Here is a 20,420-nt window from a genome sequence, read left to right on the forward strand (position 1 = left end):
GGCGCGCATCAGGCAGCAAGCGCCCGGGCGGTACGTTCCAGGTCCGCATCCGCAGTGTCCGGCCCGAACGTGAAGCGAACAGCGGTCTGGGCCAGTTCAGGCTCTACGCCCATCGCCAGGAGGACGGGGCTGGGATCGGCGCTTCCGGCGTCACACGCTGAGCCGGAAGAGCAGAGAATGCCGCGGCGCTCCAAGTCCAGCAGCACTGATTCGCCGCTGCGGCCTGCCAGGACGAAGGAGGCATGGCCCCGCAGGCGGCGGGTCCGGTGACCGGTGAGCCGAGCCCCCGGGACCTGGAGCTCGACCGCGTCGATGAACCGGTCCCGGCGGGCGGTCAGGGAGCCCGAATCGTCCCGCTCCTGTGAGCCCTGAGCCAGCTCCATGGCCACAGCCATACCCACCGCAGCGGCAACATTCTCGGTGCCCGAACGCCGGTCTCGCTGTTGGCCTCCACCATGGATGAGCGGCTCGAACGGGGTGCGGCGGCGCAGGTACAGCACCCCGATTCCGTGGGGAGCGCCGACCTTATGCCCGGCGAGGGTCATCGCCTGCACCCCCAGAGCGTCCACGCTGAGGTCGGCGGACCCCGCGGCCTGCACAGCATCGGTGTGGAACGGAACCCCACGCTCAGCGGTCACCGCGCTCAAGGCAGGAATGTCCTGAACCGTGCCGACCTCAGGATTCGCGTACTGAACGCTCACCAGGACGGTCTCCTCCCGGATCATCCCGGCAAGGACCTCCGGGGAAACCAGGCCAGTCCCATCTACCGGGATCTGTTCGACGAGGAACCCCAACCGTTCAAGCCAGGCGGCAGACTCCCCTACTGCGGGATGCTCCACCGCGGAGACCAGCACGTGCTTGGCATGCTCATCCCTTCGCTGGGAAGCAGCCAGGGCGATGCCCTTGACGGCGGCATTGTCCGCTTCAGTCCCCCCGGAGGTGAAGACGATCTCTGCGGGCCGGGCCCCCAGCTGTGCGGCCACCCTCCGCCGCGCATCCTGCAGGGCGTGGTCGGCGGCCAGGCCGGGCTCATGCCGGCTGGACGGGTTCGCGAAGTTCCCCGCCAGGTAGGGCCACATGGCCTCCAGCACCTCGCGCCGTGGAGGAGCGGTGGCGGCATGGTCAAGATAGAGAGGGGACGAGGACAGCGGATCAGCCATCAGTCCGCCCGCAACTTCCCATTCAGGCCCAGATCCATATCCAGCCCGATGTCCAGCGCCCGTGCGCTGTGGGACAGCGCTCCCACGCTGATCAGGTCCACCCCGGCAGCCGCGATATCTGCCACGGTCTCCAGGGTGACTCCGCCGGAGGCCTCCACCAGGGCATTCCCGCTGATGAGCTCCACACCGCGGCGCAGGTCATCGAGGCCGAAGTTGTCCAGCATGATGGTGTCGGCCCCGCCCGCGAGAGCGGCCGGGATCTGCTCGTACTGGTCCACCTCGACTTCGATATGCGCGGTGTGGGGGAGGCGGCTGCGGGCCTGCCGGATCGCCTCCGCCAGATCTCCCACCAGTGCCAGGTGATTGTCCTTGGCCAGGACCGCATCAGAGAGCCCGGACCGGTGGTTGTGCCCGCCGCCGCAGCGCACCGCATGACGCTCCAAGGCACGCAGGCCCGGGGTCGTCTTCCTGGTGTCGGTGATCCGGATCGGGCGCCCCGCCGCCGAGACGGCGCCCTCCACCGCTGCCGTATACCGGGCTGTCAGGGTCGCGATCCCGCACATCCGCTGCAGCAGGTTCAGGGCGGTCCGCTCAGCGGTCAGCATGGCGCGCGCGGGCCCGGTCACCACGGCCAGCGTCTCCCCCGCCTGAAAGGGGGCACCCTCGGCACCTCTCAGATCGACGAGCACGCCAGCGTCGACCGCTCCCATGGCCCGGGCAAAGACCCGCCCGCCGGCCATGACCCCCGGCTCTCGCGCTGCCAGGGCAGCACGGGCCTGGGCCTCTGCCGGAACGAACGCCTGCGAGGTCAGGTCCCCGAAGGGCGCGTCCTCCTCCAGGGACAGACGGATCACACGGTCGATCTGCTGGTCGGTCAGATGCAGGCTCATGGACGTCTGGACCTCCTACTTCGGCTGTGCGGCCAGCATCCGGTCCAGGGCGATCTTCGCATCCGCGGCCACCGGCCCCGGCACGCTGATCTGGTTGACCGTGCGCCCCTCACAGAGCTCCTCGAGCACCCAGGCCAGGTAGCCGGGGTGGATGCGGTACATGGTGGAGCATGGGCACACCACCGGGTCCAGGCAGAAGATGGTCCGGTCAGGGTATTCGGCGGCCAGCCGGCTGACCAGGTTGATCTCGGTGCCGATTGCGATCACATCCCCCGGCGAACTGGCTGCCACGTAGTGACGGATCGCCTCGGTGGAGCCGGCGGCGTCGGCGGCGTCGACCACCGGCATGGGGCACTCCGGGTGCACGATGACCTTGGCGCCGGGGTAGTCGGCGCGGGCCTTCTCGATCTGAGCGACGGTGAACCGGCGGTGCACTGAGCAGAACCCGTGCCACAGCAGCACTTCGGCGTCCTGCAGCTGGGCGTGGGTGTTCCCGCCCAGAGGCCGGCGCGGATTCCACATGGGCATCCGTTCTGTGGGCACGCCCATCGCCCGGCCAGTGTTGCGGCCCAGATGCTGGTCGGGAAAGAACAGCACCCGGTGTGCCCGCTCAAAGGCCCACTCCAGCACAGTCTCCGCATTGGACGAGGTGCACACGATGCCGCCGTGCCGGCCGCAGAACGCCTTCAGCGCGGCCGAGGAGTTCATATAGGTGACCGGCAGGATCGGCAGCATGCCGCCCTCGTCGGGTGCCACGTTCTCCGGGTCGGCGCCGTAGGCCTCGCAGATCTCCTCCCAGGCGGTCTCCACGGAGTCCTCATCGGCCATATCTGCCATGGAGCAGCCCGCGGCGAGGTTGGGCAGGATCACCTTCTGGCTGTTCGAGGAGAGGATATCGGCGGTCTCGGCCATGAAGTGCACTCCGCAGAACACGATGTGCTCGGCTTCGGGCTTGGTCAGCGCCGCTTTGGCCAGCTGGAAGGAGTCGCCGACGAAGTCGGTGTGCTCTACGATCTCGTCCCGTTGGTAGAAGTGCCCGAGGGTGACCAGCCTTTCGCCCAGGTGCGCCTTGGCGGCCCGGATCCGCTCGGCCAGCTCCTCCTCGGGGAGCCGGCGGTACAGCTCGGGCAGCTGCCCGGGGCGGGCCTCGGCGTTCACCGTATGGGCGGGCACCGGGTCCGCCTGGGATGAGCCGGGGCCATAGCCTGGGGCGGCGTCGAACTCCCAGGGGGCTTCTGCCAGCTGGGAGTTGCAGGATTGGCTCGGAGCGATGCTCAATCCTCTGGTCACTGACAGGGAATCGGCTGCTGGCAAGACCATGGGAGGATCCTACGTCACTCTGTGCCGGCTCAGACTCTCCTGACGAAGTTCGGCGAAGTGCTCGATGTGATCGCACCTGGGCGCCCTGAAGGTCAGACCGGCGAAGGTGCCGAGTCGGCCGGATGGTCAAACTCCGCGCACCGAGTCACCGTCCAGCAGCTCACCGACCTCGACCGCTGACCGCTGAGGGCAGCAGTCTTCATCCAGGGCCGGAGCCGAGATCCAGCGTTCGCTAAGCTGGCCGCGTGGCCGGCCCAGCTAGCGGCGCGACGCCGGCCCAAGACCTCTCGCAGGACTACTGAGACGGAGCAGCGCATGCCCAGGTACGGATGGATCGCCGGCGAGGAGCTCTGGCACCTCGACATCCTCGGAGCCTGCCTCGAAAAGCGGGCCAAGCCCGACGCCGCATGAGCGAGTGGGTGGACGGCGCCTTAGAAACGCTGCGGGATGCCATGGACGGGGACGCCCCGCCAGCAGAGTTCCTGCCCCCTCAGCCCGGCCAGCCGCCGTCGTGGGCCCCTCGCCCGGAGGTCTCCGGGGGGAGATGGCCGGTGCGTTCTGCCCGGGGCCCAGCCCCCACGGCCATCGAAGCCGCAGAAGGTCCCGGATCCTCTGAGCGAGTGTCGGTGGTGGTGCGGACCTCCGGGTCAACCGGGACGCCCAAGGAGACCCTGCTCTCCGCCGAGGCGCTGCGGGCCTCAGCGGATATGACCGCGCAGGCGCTCGGCGGCCACGGGCAGTGGCTGCTGACCCTGCACCCCTCCTATGTGGCCGGGCTCGCGGTGCTCACCCGCTCCCTCCGAGCCGGGACCGTGCCCGTTCCCCTGCTCGAGCGGTCCGCTGAGCCGACGGCGTTCGCTGCGGCCGCTGAGCAGCTGACCGCAGAGCGCCGTTACGTCTCCCTGGTCCCCACCCAGCTGCAGCGTCTCCTCGACAGCGAGGACCAGAGGCTGCTGGGGGCGATGCGGCGGTTCGACGCAATTCTGCTCGGCGGAGGGCGAACCTCCCCTGAGCTGTTCGGCCGGGCGAAGCGCCTGGGGCTCAACGTACTGCGGACCTACGGCATGGCGGAGACCTGCGGCGGGTGCGTGTACGACGGCGCTCCCCTGCCCGGCGTCGGCGTGGAACTCGACGCCGAGGGCCGGGTCCTGCTCTCCGGGGCGCAGGTCGCGCTGGGGTATAGGGACTCCGAGCTGACCGCCGAGAGGTTCGACAGCACACCGGCCGGCGAGCGCCGGTTCCGCACCGACGACCTCGGCGAGATCCGCGACGGGGTGCTCAGCATCACCGGGCGCACCGATGACGTGATCAACACCGGCGGGGTGAAAGTCTCGGCCGTCCGGATCCAGCAGGTGCTGGAGGAGCATCCAAGCGTCAGGGACGCGTTCGTGGCCAGCGCGGAGGACCCCGAGTGGGGGCAGAAGGTGTGCGCCGTCGTCGTACTGTCCCAGGTCAGCCGCAGCCGCAGCACCCTCGATGAGCTGAACGCAGCAGTGCGGGAGCAGCTCGGCGCCCCCGCGGTTCCGAAGCACTACGAGCTGCTGGGCGCTCTTCCCCAGCTGCGCAACGGCAAACCCGACCGGCAGGCACTGAACCGTCTTCTGCGGGCCGCGGCCCAGCCCGGGCGCCGAAAGGCCAATTCCAACGGCTGAACCTCCGGAAATCGGCCCCGATGCTGCTCAGACTGACCACTCGGCGCAGGGATCAGGGAGAATAGGCCGCTGAATCATTGCGCCTCTGATCGAGCAGGAGAGTTTTGGCAACAGCACAGCAGTGGATCGCCGGGTCACGCCCCCGCACCCTCCCCATGGCGGTCGCACCCGCGGTGATCGGCGCCGCCGCGGCGTTCTCCCAGGGATTCAGGATCACAGGGTTCGCCGAAGCCCCCCTTGCCGACACCTCCTACGCCCCCGCTGGCAGCATCTATGCCATCCAGTGGACCGTTGCCGTGCTGGCACTGGTGGTGTCGCTGGCCCTGCAGGTGGGGGTCAACTACGCCAATGACTATTCCGACGGCGTACGCGGCACCGATGACGAGCGAGTGGGCCCGATGCGGCTCACCGGCTCCGGCGCCGCTTCCCCCGCCGCGGTGAAGCGCGCAGCGTTCCTCAGCTTCGGCGTCGCGGGACTGGCCGGGCTGGTCATCGTCGCCCTCACCGGGCACTGGTGGCTGATCGGCGTCGGGCTCGTCTGCATCCTCGCCGCCTGGTGGTACACCGGAGGGAAGAAGCCCTACGGGTACCTGGGGCTCGGTGAGGTCATGGTGTTCATCTTCTTCGGGCTGGTGGCCACGGCAGGCACCGCGTTCGCCGTGGTGGAGGCTGCCGCGGCGAACGGCGCCGTCGCAGAGTTCCCGCATGAGGTCTGGGTGGGCGCCGTCGGGCACGGGCTGATCGCCTCCGCCCTGCTGATGGCCAACAACATCCGTGACATCCCCACCGACGTTGAGACTGGCAAACGGACCCTGGCGGTGCGGCTGGGACAGCGTCGGGCGCGCATCGGGTTCGCGCTCATGCTGATCCTGCCCGTGCTGCTGGCACAGGGAATGATCGCCGTCAGCTTCTGGTACGCGCTGACGCTTCTCACGCTGCCTCTGGCCGTCCGGCCCAGCCGCCTGGTTCTGAACCAGCAGAGCACGGGCCCGGCCCTGATCCCGGCGCTGCAGCAGACCTCCATCCTGGGGCTGGGCTTCGCCGCCACGTTCTCCGCGGCGCTGCTGCTCAGCTGACCGGGCACAGACAGAAGGAGGCCCCGGCCGGGAATCTTTCCCAGCCGGGGCCTCCTTCTCGTTCGTCCTACCCTTCTTCGCTTATCCGGCCCGTACAGGGAGCAGATAAGTCAACAGCGGTGGGATCTCTGCGCGACGGCGCTAAGCCTTGTTCATGGCCGCGACGACGATCGCGATGATGCCGCCCACCACTGGGAAGAGCAGTGCCAGGATGGTCAGCAGGACCTTGGGCAGGGTGCCCAGGCCGGACTGCCAGACCATGACGACCGCAATGATGAAGACGATGAGGCCGACGATGCCGACGCCGCCCAGCAGGCCGGTGTTGTTCGCAGCCAGAGTAGTGGTGGCCAAAAGTGCTTCTGCCATAGTTCGGTGCAACTCCTTGGATCACGAGGTGATGTTCTGCGTGCGAGCATGGCACCCGGCCCTTGGAAGCAGTTGGCTTTCCGCTGGACGTTTCCTGAACGCTAAGTGTTCGGCTGACCTGGGGATTCGTCGTCGGAGTCGGTGCCGTCGGAGGTCTCTTCGTCATCCTTGGGCTTGTCCCGGTTCTTCTTCTGCTCCTGCTCACGGCGCTTGCGCTCCTCCTCTTCGCGGCGCTGGGCCTGGCGACGGCGGAACTCGACGCCGCGGAGGAACTCCGGGTCGTCGTCCGGGGCGGAGGGGCGCTTCTGCTGGGCGGCGGGGCCGTCCTTCCGGACCCGGCCGAAGAAAAGCCAGAGCAGCGGGCCGATCAGAGGCACCAGGATGATCACCGCGATCCAGGCGACCTTGGACATCACCCGAACCCGGTGTCGTGGGGTCTGGAGGGACTCGATGAGCGTGTAGATAGTCAGTGCTAGGGCAACAACACCCAGTCCGAGCAGCAGTCGAGGCATGCCCTCAAGGGTAAATCACGCACCCCCGCACAGCCTCAGCCGGAGCTGAGCAGCTGCTTCAGCGGGCGGCGCTGGGCCCCGGGCCGTCCTGCTCCTCGTGGAACTGCTCGGCCAGCTCATCCTCGGCGTCGTTGTCCTGCGCCTCCGTGCGGGACTCGGGCCGGTGCCCCTCCATCCGGCGGCCGAACTGCCTGCTCGCATTCAGGCGCAGCTGATTGAAGAACAGGAAACCGACCGCGTAGGAGACGATCAGCCCCATCGCCATCGCCAGCAGCACTCCGGGCAGGGCCTCCAGGGGCAGCGCGAAGAACGCGGCGAAGAACACCAGCAGGAAGACGCCGAGCCGGATCAGGGAGAACTTCAGAATCGCCATCGGGTCACTCCGGCAGGCCCGCGTAGGAGTGCAGGCCCGGGAAGTAGACGTTGACCACCGCGTAGTTGAACACGATGCAGGCGAAGCCGATGATGCTCAGCCAGGCCGACCGGCTGCCGGTCCAGCCGCGGGTCGCACGGGCGTGCAGGTAGCAGGCGTAGACCACCCAGATCACGAAGGTCCAGATCTCCTTGGTGTCCCAGCCCCAGTAGCGGCCCCAGGACTGCTGGGCCCAGATGGCGCCGGTGATCATGGGGCCCAGAGTCCAGAAGACGAACGCGACGGCATTGAAGCGGTATGCCCAGTTCTCCAGGGAGAACGCGTTGGGCACCAGCCGCAGGAAGGAGCCGCCGGCCAGGCCCCGCTCGGTGCGCGACGCCGGGCCGGCGGTCACAGCCTTCTCCCGCTTGGCCTGGATCAGCTGCAGCACGTTCATCGCAAAGGTCAGCACGAACAGGCCGATCGACAGGGAGGCCAGGGAGACGTGGATGGCGATCCAGGGGGACTGCAGAGCTGGTTGGACGTGTCCGATCGGCGTCGGGAAGGCGATGGTCGCCACAATCATCATCGTGACGATCAGGCCCAGCACGAAGGAGCCCAGGAAGCGCAGGTCGCGCCGGATCAGCGCCACCAGGTAGACCGCGGCGACCAGCACCGTGGTGGAGACCAGGAACTCGTACATGTTCCCCATCGGCCAGCGGCTGGCCGAGAGTCCGCGGGCCACCACAGCGAAGGCGTGGGCGGCCAGGGCGACCGCCGTCAGCGCCACCGCCACGTTCGCGATCGGCCGGGGGGCGCCGGTGTAGGCCATGTCGTTGTCGACCAGCTCATCGTCCACCTCGGCCTGGTCGGGCACATCCTGGTCGTTCGCCGGAGCGTTGGGCGCGTCACCGCCGACCCCGGCGCTGACGAGGGTGCCCTGCCGCTCGGCGGCCTGCTCCTCGGCCAGCTCCGCCTCCACCCGGCGGATAGTCGCCGAAGATCGTACGGTGTCGACGGTGAACAGGATGAACGCCAGGGTGTAGATGAACGCGGCGATGAGCATGAACAGCTCGGAGTACTCAGCCAGCTCCACGTTGATGGTGGGCTGCTCGGCGGGGGCCGTAGCCAGTGTGATCATCAGCTGCCTCGTGTTTCTGTGGGGCTCTCTGCCGGGGCGGGGGCGCCGTCGTCCTCAGGGGACTCCGGAGGCCGCACCGGCCAGTTCTCTTCCAGCTGGGTGCGCAGTGCGATGCTCTCCTCGCGCAGGGAGAAGTCCTCTCCGCGGGAGAGCAGGCCGTAGCGCACCAGTGTACGCCCGGAGCCTGCGCGTTCCACCGTCACCCAAGCCCGTCGGCGGCGCAGGAAGAGGCTGCCCAGCAGTCCGCCGGTGGCCAGCAGGGCGAACGCCAGCACGCCCAGCTCGCCGGGGTTGTAGGTGATGTCGATGGCGATGTAGTCCTGCACCTCGTGGAACTCGATCTCCCCGAGGCCCTCGGGCAGCTCCTGGGTCTCCCCGGGGGCCAGGACGATGCCGCCGGCGTCGACCTCACGGGAGTTCAGGACGTCGAGGTCGTCAGTCTCCAGGACGTAGACGTTCTGGGGGAGGCCGTCGTCGAGGCCGAGGTCCCCGTAGTAAGAGTTCAGGTGCAGCTCCGGGTTGCCGAGCTCCGGGTCCACGCTGACGGCCATGCCGTCGCCGGCGTCCACCGCGGTGGGCAGAAACAGGCCCTGCAGGCCCAGCTGCTCAGGGTTCGCGTCAGGTGCTTTCATCACCATCATGGAGGTGTAGGTGCCGTCGTCGGGACGGGTGATGACCGGCCCGGAGAAGGCGACCTCGCCCTCACCGTCGCGGATGGTGACCACCGGGGCGTAGCCGTTGCCGACCAGGTACAGGTTCGCCCCGCCCAGGGTGACCGGGTGGTTGACCCGCAGGGTGGTCTCCTCCGGCTCGGCGTCGGCGCCGTCCTGGACGGTGACGTCAGCGGTGAAGTCGATGGCGCTTCCGAATCCTTCGCTGGGCTCGCCCTCGCCGTCGAGCTGACGGTCGAAGGTCCGGTCGAAGCCGTTGAGCTGGATGCTGAACGGGTCCAGCTGGTCCTCGCTGAACCAGGAGCCGGGGTAGAAGTTGTCGTAGGCGGCCAGCGCGTTGACGAAGCCCTCATCCTCCACGATCACCTTCTGCCCGCGGTAGCTGAACAGGGAGCCCAGGGCCACGCAGATCAGCACCCCCACCAGAGAGACGTGGAAGATGATGTTCCCAACTTCCTTGAGGTAGCCCCTTTCGGCGCCGACCGACCCGGTGCCGTCCTCGTTGGGTCGGACCTCGACCCGGTAGCGGCGTTTCTTCAGCGCCTTCGCAGCGTCCTCGAGCGCCTGCTCGGGGGCGGGACCATCGTCGTCCAGCTCCAGGGCGCCGTACTCGGGGAGCCGCTGGAGGCGCTTGGGGGTGCGCGGCGGCGGGGTCGTCATCTGCTGCCAGTGCTTGCGGGCGCGCGGGATGATGCAGCCGATCAGGCTGATGAACAGCAGCAGGTAGATCGCGCTGAACCAGAAGCTGCTGTAGACGTCGAAGAACTGGAGGGCGTCGAGGATGGGGCCCCAGGTGGGGTTGTCCTCGATCCAGGTCTGCACGGCGAAGTCGTCCTGCACCCGCTGCGGGAACAGGGATCCGGGGACGGCGGCCACAGCCAGCAGGAGCAGCAGCATCAGGGCGGTGCGCATGCTGGTCAGCTGGGTCCACGCCCATCGCAGCATCCCCACCAGGCCCAGCTCAGGCGAGGTGGCCTGCTTCCGGGGCTTGGGCTCCCCGGCGGCCTCGTTCATGGCGTCTTCGCGGGCGTTGTCGCGGTGGGCCGAGGGGACGACGTCGTCGTGCTTCTTCTTGCTCATCAGATGGGCATCACAATCTCAGTGGCGAACCAGTCCTGCAGGGCCCAGACCCAGGTGTTCCAGAGTCCGGTGACCATGAGCACCCCGATGGCGATCAGCACGCCTCCGCCGGTGCGCATGACGGCGGCTTTGTGCCGCTTGAAGAAGTCGAGGGCGCGCATGCCGCGCTGCAGTCCGAGGCTGATCAGGATGAACGGAAGCCCCAGCCCCAGGCAGTAGATGAAGACGAGCAGGGCGCCGCGACCCGGGTCGCTGCCGTAGGTGAGGGTGAGCACCGCGGCGAGGGTCGGGCCGATGCAGGGGGCCCATCCGATGCCGAAGGTGGCGCCCAGCAGCGGGGCGCCGAGCAGACCGTCCGGGGGGCGGCGGCGGATCTTGGCCTCCCGCTGGAAGAAGCTGAAGGCGCCCATGAAGATCAGGCCCATAAGGATCACGAGGACGCCGAGCAGCTGGGTCACCCAGCCGCCTTCGACCCGCAGCCAGGTGGTGGCGTAGGTGAAGACCGCGCCGATCAGCACGAAGACGACGCTGAACCCGAGCACGAACAGAGTTGCCCCGAGCACCATGCGGGGCCGGGAGCGTTCGTTCAGCGCAGTGCCGGAGAGGCCGGTGACGTAGCCGAGGTAGCCGGGCACCAGCGGGAGCACGCAGGGTGAGAGGAAGCTGACCAGCCCGGCGAGCAGGGCCACGGGGGCTGCGATGAGGAATCCGCCGTCGAAGATGATCTCGGCGAACCGGTTGTTGGTGATGGCGAGCGCGGGTGGGGCGGCCGCCTGGGCGGCCGTGGTCAGCGCAGGGCTCATTCCTCGTCCAGGGCGGTGTCGATCAGGGCGCGCAGAGTGCCGGGGTCCACCAGCCCGATGATGCGGGCGGAGACCCGGCCTTCACGGTCGATGACGAGGGTGGTGGGGACCGCGGACGGCGGCACATAGTCGGTGACGGCGAGCATCACTGAGCCGCCGCGGTCTTCGATGGAGGGGTAGGTGATCCCGAAGTTCCGCTCGAAGGCTTCTGCGGTGGGCTGGGTGTCGCGGGTGTTGACCCCGAGGAACTGGACGCCGTCGTCGGCGTAGTCCTCGTGGATCTCCTGGAGGTCCGGGGCCTCTTTGCGGCACGGCGGGCAATTGGCGTACCAGAAGTTCACCACGGAGACTTCATCTTGGAAGGTGTCTTCGCTGACCTGGTCGCCGTCGAAGGTCTCAGCCTCGAAGGCGAGAGATTCCCCCCGGCTCTCGGGGGCGTACTCCTCGACGGTGCCGTCGCCGGCCACGTAGTTGGTGCCGTCGTTGCCGGCCCGGTCGGCGAGGTCATCGCCCTCGGAGCCGCAGGCGGCGAGGGCGAGCGCAGAGCACAGGGCCACGGCGGTCAGGGCACGTGAGGCACGGGGGGAACGACGGCGAAGCATCACCGATAAATTCTACCGGCGGTAGAAAACATCCGCCATGTGCCCTCCAGCACGCCGCCCCCCCCCAGGGCGTCGATACTTGCGCATCGATGTCCAGGTTGGGGGCGGAGCACCGGCCCCAACCTGGAGCACGTTGCATCTACAATCGCGAACTCGTACAGCAGGGGGTCTCATCTGAGGCCCCCTGCTTCTGAGATCACACCAGGGCTCCCCAGCACCGAAATTCGCACTCGCGGACCAATTTCGGCAGCAACCTGCCGCAGAAACAGTCACGACCGCGCGCAAGTCTCCGAAGCGCTGCGGGAGCCCAGCCACAACACCCATCGGCCAGAAGCATCGCCCCCTGCTGAAAAGTCAGCCCCGACGCTTCGCGACCTTGCCTGCATACTTTCCAGGCCTACACCTGATGATCCGTAAGCACTCTCAGCCAAGGGGAACGGCTCCGCCATTTCATTTTCCACCTGGATGTCCCACTGTCCCCCATGTGCCTGCGCGCCAAGTTTGATGGCCACGCGACCGGACCTCGACTGCCCATGCTTATGCGCGTTTAAAAGGGCTTCGCCGACAATGGCGAAGAGCTGCGCCCTCACCCAACGAGGAACATCCGCCCACTCCCCACCAATGACCTTGTTCACCAAAGCTCCGTGAGATTCGACTTCCTGAACTAAGTTGTCAGCCTCGTCCGGGAAAAGGCTTCCTTCTCCTTCGCCCAGTAGAGCTCCGTCCCTTTTTAGGACCAAAACCATTTCTCGAAGATCGTCCAGCGCTGAGCGTGCCGTTGCTCCTAGGAGCTTCACCTTTTCAGGCGTAGCCGCGGCTGACGGGTTCAAGCTCATGGCATCGGCTCGCATTGCCAGAATCGTGAGGTCACGCCCAATGTTGTCGTGCAGTTCGCGAGCGACCCGAGATCGCTCCGCTCGCAGCGTTTCCTCTCTCGCTTTCTCCGCTTGCAGTCGTTCAGCTCGGTCTTCGCAACTTCGCGCGAGCACGCGCCGCACACCCCACCCCGCCCCATACGACGCTAAGAGCAGGATAGAAATGAAGATCGCAGCGCCTAACGCTGTGCTTGTCGACCCGAACTGCATGCCGACAGCACAAGCCCACATCAAGGACGACAAAATGTAGGTCCAGCGCAGCCATGCGACAGCATGCATAGCTGTTACTGCGGCCATCAAGATGAGAAAAAGCACCTGATAGAAGGGTATGTACCCGACAGTCAGAACCAGGGCCAAACACATCTGAGCAGCGAGAGCAGCGACAAGGACTCCACCCCACAGCACGCTGAGGCATAAAGTCCACAGAAGGAGCGAAACAAGGCCCCCTACTGATACGGGGTTCTCGGCAAAGGCCCCAAAGAGCGTCACATCGGCGAGGATCCAGAGAGCAGATATCCCTGTAAGAACTCCTAGAAATTTGCGATCAGGCTTCTCCGCGAACCACGTGCTGCCGGACGTTGAAGCCATCGCCCTTCAGTCAATCACAAGCCGCGTAGTCGGGGAACAGCTCACACAGCTGTTCCCCGATCCAAAAGTCCGGGCCCACTTCCCCAAGGAGCGCTTCGGGAGCAACGAACATTGTGGCGGCCAGAGTAACTGAAAGCACCTTCGTCATAAGCGCAGGCTATGCACCGATTGCGCCCTGAGACAGTCCCCTCTGGGGGACAATTGCCAGCTACTCCTCGTGTCACGCAGGCAGAACGACTTAGGCTTCGAGCAGGAGGCTCCATGATTCGCGTTTTTGTAGTTGAAGACCAGCCCATGATGCGGGAAGCACTGTGCCTCTACATTGAATCTACGAACGACCTTGAGCTCGCAGGAGAGGCCGACAACGGGGTTGAAGCAGTAGAGCAGATCAGGGCGCATCGCCCAGATGTCGTCGTGATGGATGTTGATCTCCCCGGCCAGAACGGCGTCGCCGCCACCCAGTCGCTTCTGAAAGAAATGCCCGAACTTGCCGTCCTGGTCGTTACCACCTTTACGACAGACCACCATGTAGTCCGAGCTCTCCGAGCGGGGGCTCGCGGGTATATCACCAAGGACGCACATGCTTCGACGGTCCTTGAGGCGGTTCGATCCGTTTTTGCCGGCCACCACCCTCTGACCCCTCGAAGTGCCCTTGGTGCCCCATTGCACCCAGAAACTGCGCCATTGGATATTGCTGAAGCCCTCGCCCGGAACGCGGGGATTCCTGACGTCCCGCCTGGGGAATTGCAAGTGTTGAAGGGCATCGCGCGCGGCCAGACGAATACTGAGATCGCCCGCTCCCTTCACTTCAGCAGAGAAACCGTGAAAACCTACAGCAAGCGGCTCAATGAGCGTTTCGGCACACATGATCGCACTCAGCTACTAGTTCGGGCCGCAGAACTTGGGGTCGTCGAACCACGATCAAATTATTAGAGGCCCGCTCAGTCTCCTGAGAGGACTACTTTTCCAGTGGAGTGACCCCCCTGGTTTCGGTCCACCGGTTATGAGATTTGCCCTAGCGCCCGGGCCTCCGGGCGGGAAAACTGGTGTGACTGTGACAAGCAAGAGACGACGCCATGCCCCGGAACAGACGATCCGGAAGATCCAAGACGCCGAGAAACTCCATGCCGAAGGCCGCGATGTCGCCGTTATCGCCCGCGAACTCGAGTACCCGAGGCCACCTACTACCGGTGGAAGAACCAGTACGGCGGGACGACACTTCAGACGATACGCAGTAGTCCACCTCGAAGAGGCCAAACAGTCCCCCACAGAGGACTCGCGGACATACACGTTCGATTAGCAGACTTGATTTGCCGCTCATATCGCGGCTGAGCGCCAACGAATTGGAGCAGCTCTCTTGCTTGCAAACATCACCAGCGCCCAGGCACAGGAGGAGGACACTGCCCATTTTCCGCCGGAGATGGAGCACCTTGCACCCCAGTTCTCTGCAACTCGTGGGGCCAGTGCATCCGGATCTATCTGACCGGCACTGTCCCAGTGTGCTGGAGCCAGTGAGAGGACAGGCAGACAAACCATGATGAATCGGATCATCTTCACGAGTGGGCTAGTTTTCTTCCTCCTCGGGATCACGATGGGCGTATGGAGCATCGTCGATAACTTAAGCGGCAAGGACTCTGCGACTGGAGCGATCGGGGCTCTCCTTTCCGTCTTAGCTGGCATTTCATGTCTTCTGGCGTACCTCTGGCGCAAGCGAGGTCAAGCAAATACGGGGGATGGCCGGGTCAATCTCTGAGATGCAGTTCATCGTTCGCTCAAAGGCGGGAGCCCTTCAACGACCCTGCCTCTGAGCCGTATGGAAGCTACGAGCCAAGACCATCGCTTAGGGAAGCGCTCGACCTCGTCCTGGCCGAAGTGACCAGACACCCTCCGCTCACCCCTGACACCAAGTTCAGCCGCACCCCCGGCCACGGGGCAGAGGTTCTGACCATAGGTGCAGATAACTCCACCTGAACCGTACAGATGAAGGCCTCGCTCCGGGCATCGGCGGCCTCGTAGGGTCATAGTTATGACGACGGCGAGCGCGGCACCCGGCCCTGGAGCTTCAGCGGCTGAGCAGCAGCGCCGTCCGGGCTTCTTTCGGCGCCTTCGGCACGACACGGTCCCGCAGATGGTCGCCGAGACCATCTCGCTGACCATCGGCGGCCTCCTCTTCCTGATGCTCGGCGGGGTCGGCGTCTTCGCGTGGCTGGTCATCGACTCGTTCGAATTACTGACGTTCGGACGGCGCCCTTCGGGCAGCTTCTTCCTGGAGCTCGCGCTGCTGGCCACGCTCGGGCTGCTTCTGGCCTGGATCTTCACTGCCGTTTCGCAGGACTGGGCGCATGTGCACCGCAGCCGGGTCGCCTCCCTGGTGGGGCATATTCACCCGCAGGGGCTCATCTCCGCCCCGGCTCGGCGGCACAGTTGGACGGCCGCGCCCAAGCTCAACCTCTCCGACCCGGAGGTGCGCAGAAGAGCCGGATGGACGGTGGTAGGGGTGCTTCTCTCGCCGGTGATGCTGGCCGTCGTCGCGATCCCGTTCGTGGTGGTGCCGGTGGGGCTGCTGATGCCGCTGGGGAACCTGCCGGGGATCACCGCGGAGGGCGCGTACCTGCTCCGCGGCCTGCTGCTGTTCCTGCTGACCCTGGCGCCCGGGCTGATCAGGTGGGTCTCCCGCGCGGACGTATGGGTGGTGTCCCGGATGTGGGGCGCCGACGATCGGGAGCAGCTGCAGCGCAGGTTCGAGGAAATGGCGGAGTCCCGGGACTCGGCGGTCAGCGCGGCCGACGCGGAGCGTCGCCGGATTGAGCGGGATCTGCACGACGGCGCCCAGCAGCGGCTCACCGCCCTGGCGATGCGACTGGGCATGGCCAGGCAGCGGCATGAGATCGACCCGCACAAGCCGGTGGACCCGGAGCTGATCAGCGCGGCCCAGGGGGAGGTCCGGGAGGCGCTCACCGAGATCCGCAGCATCGTCCGGGGCCTGCACCCGGCGGTCCTGGAGGACCGGGGCCTCGACGCCGCCGTCTCCGGTATCGCATCCCGCGCGCCGCACCCGGTGGAGGTGGACATACGGATCGAGGACCGTCCACACGCGCACATCGAGTCGGTCGCCTATTTCGTCATCTCTGAGGCGGTGACCAACATGGTCCGGCACGCTGACGCCTCGTACGGCACCGTGTGGGCGCGGCGCGAGGCGGACACGGTGCGCCTGGTGATCACCGACGACGGCGAGGGCGGGGCAGTCTCCGCCCTCCATTCCGGGCTGGATGGGCTTGAGCAGCGGGTCCGCTCAGTGGGCGGGACCATGACCATCGCCTCCCCACGGGGAGAGGGAACACGGATCGAGGTGGAGCTGCCGTGCGCGTGATCATCGCCGAGGACTCCGTACTGCTGCGCGAGGGGCTGCACCAGCTGCTCACCAGCTCCGGGATCGAGGTCGTCGCCGCCGTCGAGGACGCGGAGGCGCTGCTGCTGGCAGTTGAGCAGCACACCCCGGACCTCGTCATCGCTGATGTCCGGATGCCTCCCACCCACACCGACGAGGGGCTGCGCGCCGCGCTCACTCTCCGCAGGGCGCACCCGCGCATCGCCGTCGTCGTGCTCTCCCAGTATGTGGAGGAGAAGTACGCGGTGGACCTGCTCGCCGGGGACACCTCCGGGGTTGCCTACCTGCTGAAGGACCGGGTAGCCGACGTCGCTGAGTTTCTGCAGACCGTCCGGAAGGTGCATGACGGCGGCACCAGCCTGGACCCGGAAGTCGTCACCCAGCTGATGGCGCGGCGCTCCGCCCGGGACGGGCTGGAGCTGCTGACCCCGCGCGAGCACGAGGTGCTGGCGCTGATGGCGGAGGGCCGCTCCAACGCGGGCATCGCCGCCGAGCTGCACCTGAGCGACTCGGCAGTCTCCAAGCACATCAATTCGATCTTCACCACGCTCGGCATCACCACCGCCCAGGCAGAGAACCGACGGGTGCTGGCGGTGCTGCGCTACCTCGGGGCAGAACAGGAGAGCAGCCGATGAGCACCGCACGCACCAGACCTCCGACCACGCCCCGCGCCGTCAGGAACTGGGTGAACCTCGGGGGGACATTCACTGCGCTGCTCTTCTTCGCCGCCAGCTGCGCGGCACTGATCGTGACCCCTCAGGGCCTGAGCCCCGTCAGAGGGGAGGGCGGAGCCGGCGCTTCGCATTTTGAGACCGCATCACCGGCGGCCGCACAGCTGGGCGGGCACGACGTCGAGATGCAGGTCTGGGAGCAGGCCGCCGGCGTCAGCGCGGAGTGGGCCTACTCCGGCACCTGCCCCGCCTCCTTGGTGGACAGGCCGGAGCGAGGATTCGACGGAGACCCGGAGGCAACCGACGGGCGCATGTTCACCATGGACGCGTACTTCCACTCCCCCGATGAGGCTGATGGGCGGGGATGCACAGCCTCCTTCGACGTGGCCCTGCCGCCGGGCACCGCGGTGAGCACCCATGCTGATCGTGGAAGCCAGTCTGTCTCCGGTCTCTCCGGCTCGGTGGAGGTGCGCAGCGAGTCCGCACCCATGACAGCCACCAGCCTCACAGGTCGGCTCAGTGCGCGGAGCAGCTCCGGGAGCATCACAGGCAAAGAGTTGGAGACCGCGTCCGTCGAGGCGCGGACCGCCGGGGGCGACATCCGGCTGGAGCTGGCTGAGCCCGGTGACGTGGAAGTCTCCACGGGCTCGGGCAACGTGACCCTCGTTCTGCCTGAGGAGGCCTCGTTCCGGACGGACATCGAGACGGAGCAGGGAGGGGTCTACTCGAGGCTCGAGGACAACCCGGAGGCCGAGGACCTCATTGAGGTCTCATCCGTCTCCGGGGACGTCACAGTCCTGCGGCAGTGAAGGAGAAGAGTCCGCCCCGGGGGCTGTCCCTCCACTCTGATTTCAACGAGGCTGAAGTCATGCCAAAGCGAAATCCCACCGCCCGATCTGCACTTGTGATGGCGGGAGGAAGCATTGGCTATCTCTTCCTCAAAGCCCTTCTCCCCAACACCAGCTGGGCTTTGGCCGATCTACTCCCAGCGCTCTTCATTATTTTCCTTGGTGCATTAGTCAACGCCTTAATCGATGGTAAAGGAGAATCGTTGAGGCAGATAGAAGAAGAACGCTCCTGACGGCCTTGCACTCAACCCCGAGGAAGTACATCTTTCGAGAGCAGACTCAGAGGCCATTGAAGAGGATCTTCAGGCAACAGGCGCTACATATACAGTCACCCAGTCAGGCGGCACCACGTAGCGACGCCAGGGCGGCAACTAGGTAGGCTCTGCGCAACCAGGCACCTGCATATATTGCCACCAACGTCGCCATCAACAGGATAGGAACGATTTGGTAGACAGGCAGGTGCTCGAACACGAGGACAACACCCAGTGCGAACGGGGCACCGGCTGCTGCAGGAGCGAGGCCAATCCATAAGAGGCCGAGACAGAGGTTCCATAGAAGCAGTGAAAGGAGCCCACTCGCCGAGATGGAAATCTCATGCGCGAATGCAGCCAGCAGGACGTCAACCAGGACCCAAAGCGCCGATTAGATAGTCAGAACGCTCAGCAGTTTCCGGCCCGGCGGCTCCGAATCCCATATGACGCTGGCGCTACGCCTCACAAGAATCTAGTCAATCACATAGAGCATGACTGGGGACCATCTCACAGACGTGATGGCCAATCCATGTATCGGGCTCGTAGCTCGCACCAAGGACACTCGACACGGACAGTGCTAAGACTGCGCTGGCAGTAATCGCGGTGCTCATGTTCCGAAGGTATGTCAGTGAAGAGTACCCGTAGAGTGCACTTTGGTGGACAATCCGACTCCCTCTCTGGCCCCTGCATCCTGGCAACCGTAGGCTCCGGATCGGGAGGAACCATGACTCGTGTATTTCTGGTGGAGGATCAGCCGCTTATGCGGGAAGCTCTCCGTCTCTACGTGGACTCTACCGAGGACTTGAGCCTGGCCGGAGAAGCCGGCGACAGTGAGACAGCAGTGAGAGACGTGCTGGCAATAGAGCCGGATGTCGTCGTCATGGATATCGACCTTCTGGGAAAGAACGGTATCCACACCGCTCAGGAACTACTGGACTCGATGCCCGCGCTCGCCATCCTCATGGTGACCACCTTCACAACAGATCACCACGTCGTACGACCCCTCCGGGCGGGTGCCCGCGGCTACATCACCAAAGATACCCCTGCCTAAGTAGACAACTCAACAAACAACTGAAGTCCTGCTGTCATCTGTGTGTCCGGACCGCATCGGGCTTCAAACCGGAAAGTGTCTGCGGCACATCTAGTACGGTGGCGGAACCCACAAAGATGAATTGCAGATACTTATTTATTTAAGCGCCGGGGAGGGCGAGGGCCTGCTTGCTGAGCTCCCGGTTGGGCTCCTCGTAGCTGACGGCCTCCACGCCGCGGGGCCCGATGTGCAGGCTGGTGATGCTGGTCAGGGTGCACTCGCGGGAGCGCGGGTCGTGGAACAGAGGCCGGTTCTCCCCCCACAGCCGGGTCACATAGATCGGCAGCTGATGGGAGACCACCACCACCTCCGCGCCGTCGCCGTGCTCAGCGATCGCCTCATCGGCGAGATCCTTCACCGCGGCGAGCACCCGGTTCACCTGAGCCTTGTACGGCTCCCCCCAGGAGGGCCGCAACGGGTTGACCAGCAGCGGCCAGTGCTTAGGACGCCGCAGCTGCCGCTTCACCGAGGACATCCCCTCGAACGCGTTCTCCGCCTCCAGGACCCGGCCCTCGATCCGCACCGGCAGGTTCAGGGCCCCAGCCACCGGGGCAATGGTCTCCTGGGCGCGCTGCAGCGGGGAGGACGCCAGAATCACGGGACCATTGCCTCGCTCAGAGCGGACAGAGAAGTGGTCGGCCAGGCCCTGGGCCATCTGCTTGCCCAGGTCAGAGAGCCCGAATCCCGGGAGGCGCCCGTACAGCACCTTGTTCGGGTTGTAGACCTCCCCATGACGGACCAGATGCACCGTGGCGTGGCCGGTGGTCGGGACGGGTGCAGCGGAGTGGGCGGCAGAGGCAGACATCATACCCTCCAGTCTTGCAGAAATCGGAGTCATCCCGTCTGACCGAATGTCCACCGCAGGGGACACGCCAAGACCCTGTCCACCCTGAAACCATAAAAGTGAACCCCAGAAAATCGGAGCCTCTCTTGACTCGAAAACAGATCCCCTGGAACACAGTTCCCGCAGTCGGCGGTGCTGCGCTATTCGTACTGGCTATAGGACTCCTGATGTATGGAAACCAGGAATTTTGTATTCCTTTATGTCGGACAAGCCCTGATCGGGGTCGTCATCTTTGCCCAG

At 65.9% G+C, this 20,420-nt stretch carries 21 protein-coding genes; 9 read left to right on the top strand and 12 right to left on the bottom strand.

Going from position 1 to position 20,420, the window contains the following annotated elements:
* Nucleotides 1-8 precede the first annotated feature (8 nt).
* Genes FWJ47_RS01635 through nadA form a run of 3 tightly spaced genes read right to left on the bottom strand, consistent with a single transcriptional unit; the run spans nucleotide 9 to nucleotide 3,370 of the window.
* Complete coding sequence (locus FWJ47_RS01635; RefSeq protein ID WP_147103247.1) at nucleotides 9-1,160, bottom strand: cysteine desulfurase family protein; 1,152 nt, start codon at nucleotides 1,158-1,160, stop codon at nucleotides 9-11.
* Entirely contained in the window at nucleotides 1,160-2,050 is an 891-nt protein-coding gene (nadC, locus tag FWJ47_RS01640; protein WP_147103249.1) for a carboxylating nicotinate-nucleotide diphosphorylase, read from the bottom strand. Before nadC ends, FWJ47_RS01635 begins: the two co-directional genes overlap by 1 nt.
* A 15-nt stretch (nucleotides 2,051-2,065) precedes the next feature.
* On the bottom strand, nucleotides 2,066-3,370 hold the full coding sequence (gene nadA / locus FWJ47_RS01645; protein ID WP_147103251.1) for a quinolinate synthase NadA: 1,305 nt from the start codon (nucleotides 3,368-3,370) through the stop codon (nucleotides 2,066-2,068).
* Between the two features lie 21 nt (nucleotides 3,371-3,391).
* Between nadA and FWJ47_RS11980 the strand changes: the two genes are divergently transcribed.
* The 3 genes from FWJ47_RS11980 to FWJ47_RS01655 all read left to right on the top strand — a co-directional run bounded on the left by FWJ47_RS11980 (nucleotide 3,392) and on the right by FWJ47_RS01655 (nucleotide 6,098).
* Complete coding sequence (locus FWJ47_RS11980) at nucleotides 3,392-3,550, top strand: hypothetical protein (RefSeq protein WP_170228428.1); 159 nt, start codon at nucleotides 3,392-3,394, stop codon at nucleotides 3,548-3,550.
* 227 nt (nucleotides 3,551-3,777) lie between these two features.
* Entirely contained in the window at nucleotides 3,778-5,022 is a 1,245-nt protein-coding gene (locus tag FWJ47_RS01650) for an AMP-binding protein (protein ID WP_170228429.1), read from the top strand.
* A gap of 104 nt (nucleotides 5,023-5,126) precedes the next feature.
* Nucleotides 5,127-6,098 (top strand): 1,4-dihydroxy-2-naphthoate polyprenyltransferase, encoded by a 972-nt coding sequence (locus tag FWJ47_RS01655; RefSeq protein WP_147103255.1) that lies wholly within the window; start codon nucleotides 5,127-5,129, stop codon nucleotides 6,096-6,098.
* Between the two features lie 141 nt (nucleotides 6,099-6,239).
* Here the strand turns inward: FWJ47_RS01655 and FWJ47_RS01660 are convergent, their stop codons facing one another.
* The 8 genes from FWJ47_RS01660 to FWJ47_RS01695 all read right to left on the bottom strand — a co-directional run bounded on the left by FWJ47_RS01660 (nucleotide 6,240) and on the right by FWJ47_RS01695 (nucleotide 13,088).
* Nucleotides 6,240-6,464, bottom strand: coding sequence for a hypothetical protein (locus tag FWJ47_RS01660; protein ID WP_147103257.1), 225 nt, complete (start codon nucleotides 6,462-6,464; stop codon nucleotides 6,240-6,242).
* Between the two features lie 101 nt (nucleotides 6,465-6,565).
* The gene (locus FWJ47_RS01665; RefSeq protein WP_147103259.1) at nucleotides 6,566-6,976 is read right to left on the bottom strand and encodes a PLD nuclease N-terminal domain-containing protein; all 411 of its coding nucleotides are present in this window, start codon (nucleotides 6,974-6,976) and stop codon (nucleotides 6,566-6,568) included.
* Nucleotides 6,977-7,034: 58 nt separating this feature from the next.
* Complete coding sequence (locus FWJ47_RS01670; protein ID WP_147103261.1) at nucleotides 7,035-7,349, bottom strand: DUF4229 domain-containing protein; 315 nt, start codon at nucleotides 7,347-7,349, stop codon at nucleotides 7,035-7,037.
* Between the two features lie 4 nt (nucleotides 7,350-7,353).
* Nucleotides 7,354-8,469: a c-type cytochrome biogenesis protein CcsB gene (ccsB, locus tag FWJ47_RS01675; RefSeq protein WP_147103263.1), complete on the bottom strand. Its 1,116-nt coding sequence runs from the start codon at nucleotides 8,467-8,469 to the stop codon at nucleotides 7,354-7,356.
* Entirely contained in the window at nucleotides 8,469-10,220 is a 1,752-nt protein-coding gene (gene resB / locus FWJ47_RS01680; RefSeq protein WP_342779633.1) for a cytochrome c biogenesis protein ResB, read from the bottom strand. The genes ccsB and resB overlap by 1 nt, the downstream gene beginning before the upstream one ends.
* Nucleotides 10,220-11,023, bottom strand: coding sequence for a cytochrome c biogenesis CcdA family protein (locus FWJ47_RS01685; protein WP_147103265.1), 804 nt, complete (start codon nucleotides 11,021-11,023; stop codon nucleotides 10,220-10,222). Before FWJ47_RS01685 ends, resB begins: the two co-directional genes overlap by 1 nt.
* On the bottom strand, nucleotides 11,020-11,625 hold the full coding sequence (locus FWJ47_RS01690; protein ID WP_147108747.1) for a TlpA family protein disulfide reductase: 606 nt from the start codon (nucleotides 11,623-11,625) through the stop codon (nucleotides 11,020-11,022). The genes FWJ47_RS01685 and FWJ47_RS01690 overlap by 4 nt, the downstream gene beginning before the upstream one ends.
* Nucleotides 11,626-11,894: 269 nt before the next feature.
* Complete coding sequence (locus tag FWJ47_RS01695) at nucleotides 11,895-13,088, bottom strand: sensor histidine kinase (protein ID WP_147103267.1); 1,194 nt, start codon at nucleotides 13,086-13,088, stop codon at nucleotides 11,895-11,897.
* A gap of 261 nt (nucleotides 13,089-13,349) precedes the next feature.
* Between FWJ47_RS01695 and FWJ47_RS01700 the strand changes: the two genes are divergently transcribed.
* The 6 genes from FWJ47_RS01700 (at nucleotide 13,350) to FWJ47_RS01725 (ending at nucleotide 19,297) form a co-directional block, all read left to right on the top strand.
* Entirely contained in the window at nucleotides 13,350-14,021 is a 672-nt protein-coding gene (locus FWJ47_RS01700; RefSeq protein ID WP_170228430.1) for a response regulator transcription factor, read from the top strand.
* A gap of 1,093 nt (nucleotides 14,022-15,114) precedes the next feature.
* Nucleotides 15,115-16,458, top strand: coding sequence for a sensor histidine kinase (locus FWJ47_RS01705; RefSeq protein WP_147103271.1), 1,344 nt, complete (start codon nucleotides 15,115-15,117; stop codon nucleotides 16,456-16,458).
* Complete coding sequence (locus FWJ47_RS01710) at nucleotides 16,449-17,111, top strand: response regulator transcription factor (RefSeq protein WP_147103273.1); 663 nt, start codon at nucleotides 16,449-16,451, stop codon at nucleotides 17,109-17,111. The genes FWJ47_RS01705 and FWJ47_RS01710 overlap by 10 nt, the downstream gene beginning before the upstream one ends.
* Entirely contained in the window at nucleotides 17,108-17,956 is an 849-nt protein-coding gene (locus FWJ47_RS01715; protein ID WP_147103275.1) for a DUF4097 family beta strand repeat-containing protein, read from the top strand. The genes FWJ47_RS01710 and FWJ47_RS01715 overlap by 4 nt, the downstream gene beginning before the upstream one ends.
* Complete coding sequence (locus tag FWJ47_RS01720) at nucleotides 17,953-18,228, top strand: hypothetical protein (RefSeq protein WP_147103277.1); 276 nt, start codon at nucleotides 17,953-17,955, stop codon at nucleotides 18,226-18,228. The genes FWJ47_RS01715 and FWJ47_RS01720 overlap by 4 nt, the downstream gene beginning before the upstream one ends.
* A 760-nt stretch (nucleotides 18,229-18,988) precedes the next feature.
* A complete protein-coding gene (locus tag FWJ47_RS01725) occupies nucleotides 18,989-19,297 on the top strand; it encodes a response regulator (RefSeq protein WP_170228431.1) in 309 nt (102 codons plus the stop codon).
* Nucleotides 19,298-19,436: 139 nt separating this feature from the next.
* Here FWJ47_RS01725 and FWJ47_RS01730 read toward each other — a convergent pair whose 3' ends face one another.
* The gene (locus FWJ47_RS01730; protein ID WP_211358948.1) at nucleotides 19,437-20,144 is read right to left on the bottom strand and encodes a histidine phosphatase family protein; all 708 of its coding nucleotides are present in this window, start codon (nucleotides 20,142-20,144) and stop codon (nucleotides 19,437-19,439) included.
* Between the last annotated feature and the right edge of the window lie 276 nt (nucleotides 20,145-20,420).

This window comes from Nesterenkonia populi, from assembly GCF_007994735.1.
In the GTDB taxonomy this organism is placed as follows: Bacteria; Actinomycetota; Actinomycetes; order Actinomycetales; family Micrococcaceae; genus Nesterenkonia; species Nesterenkonia populi.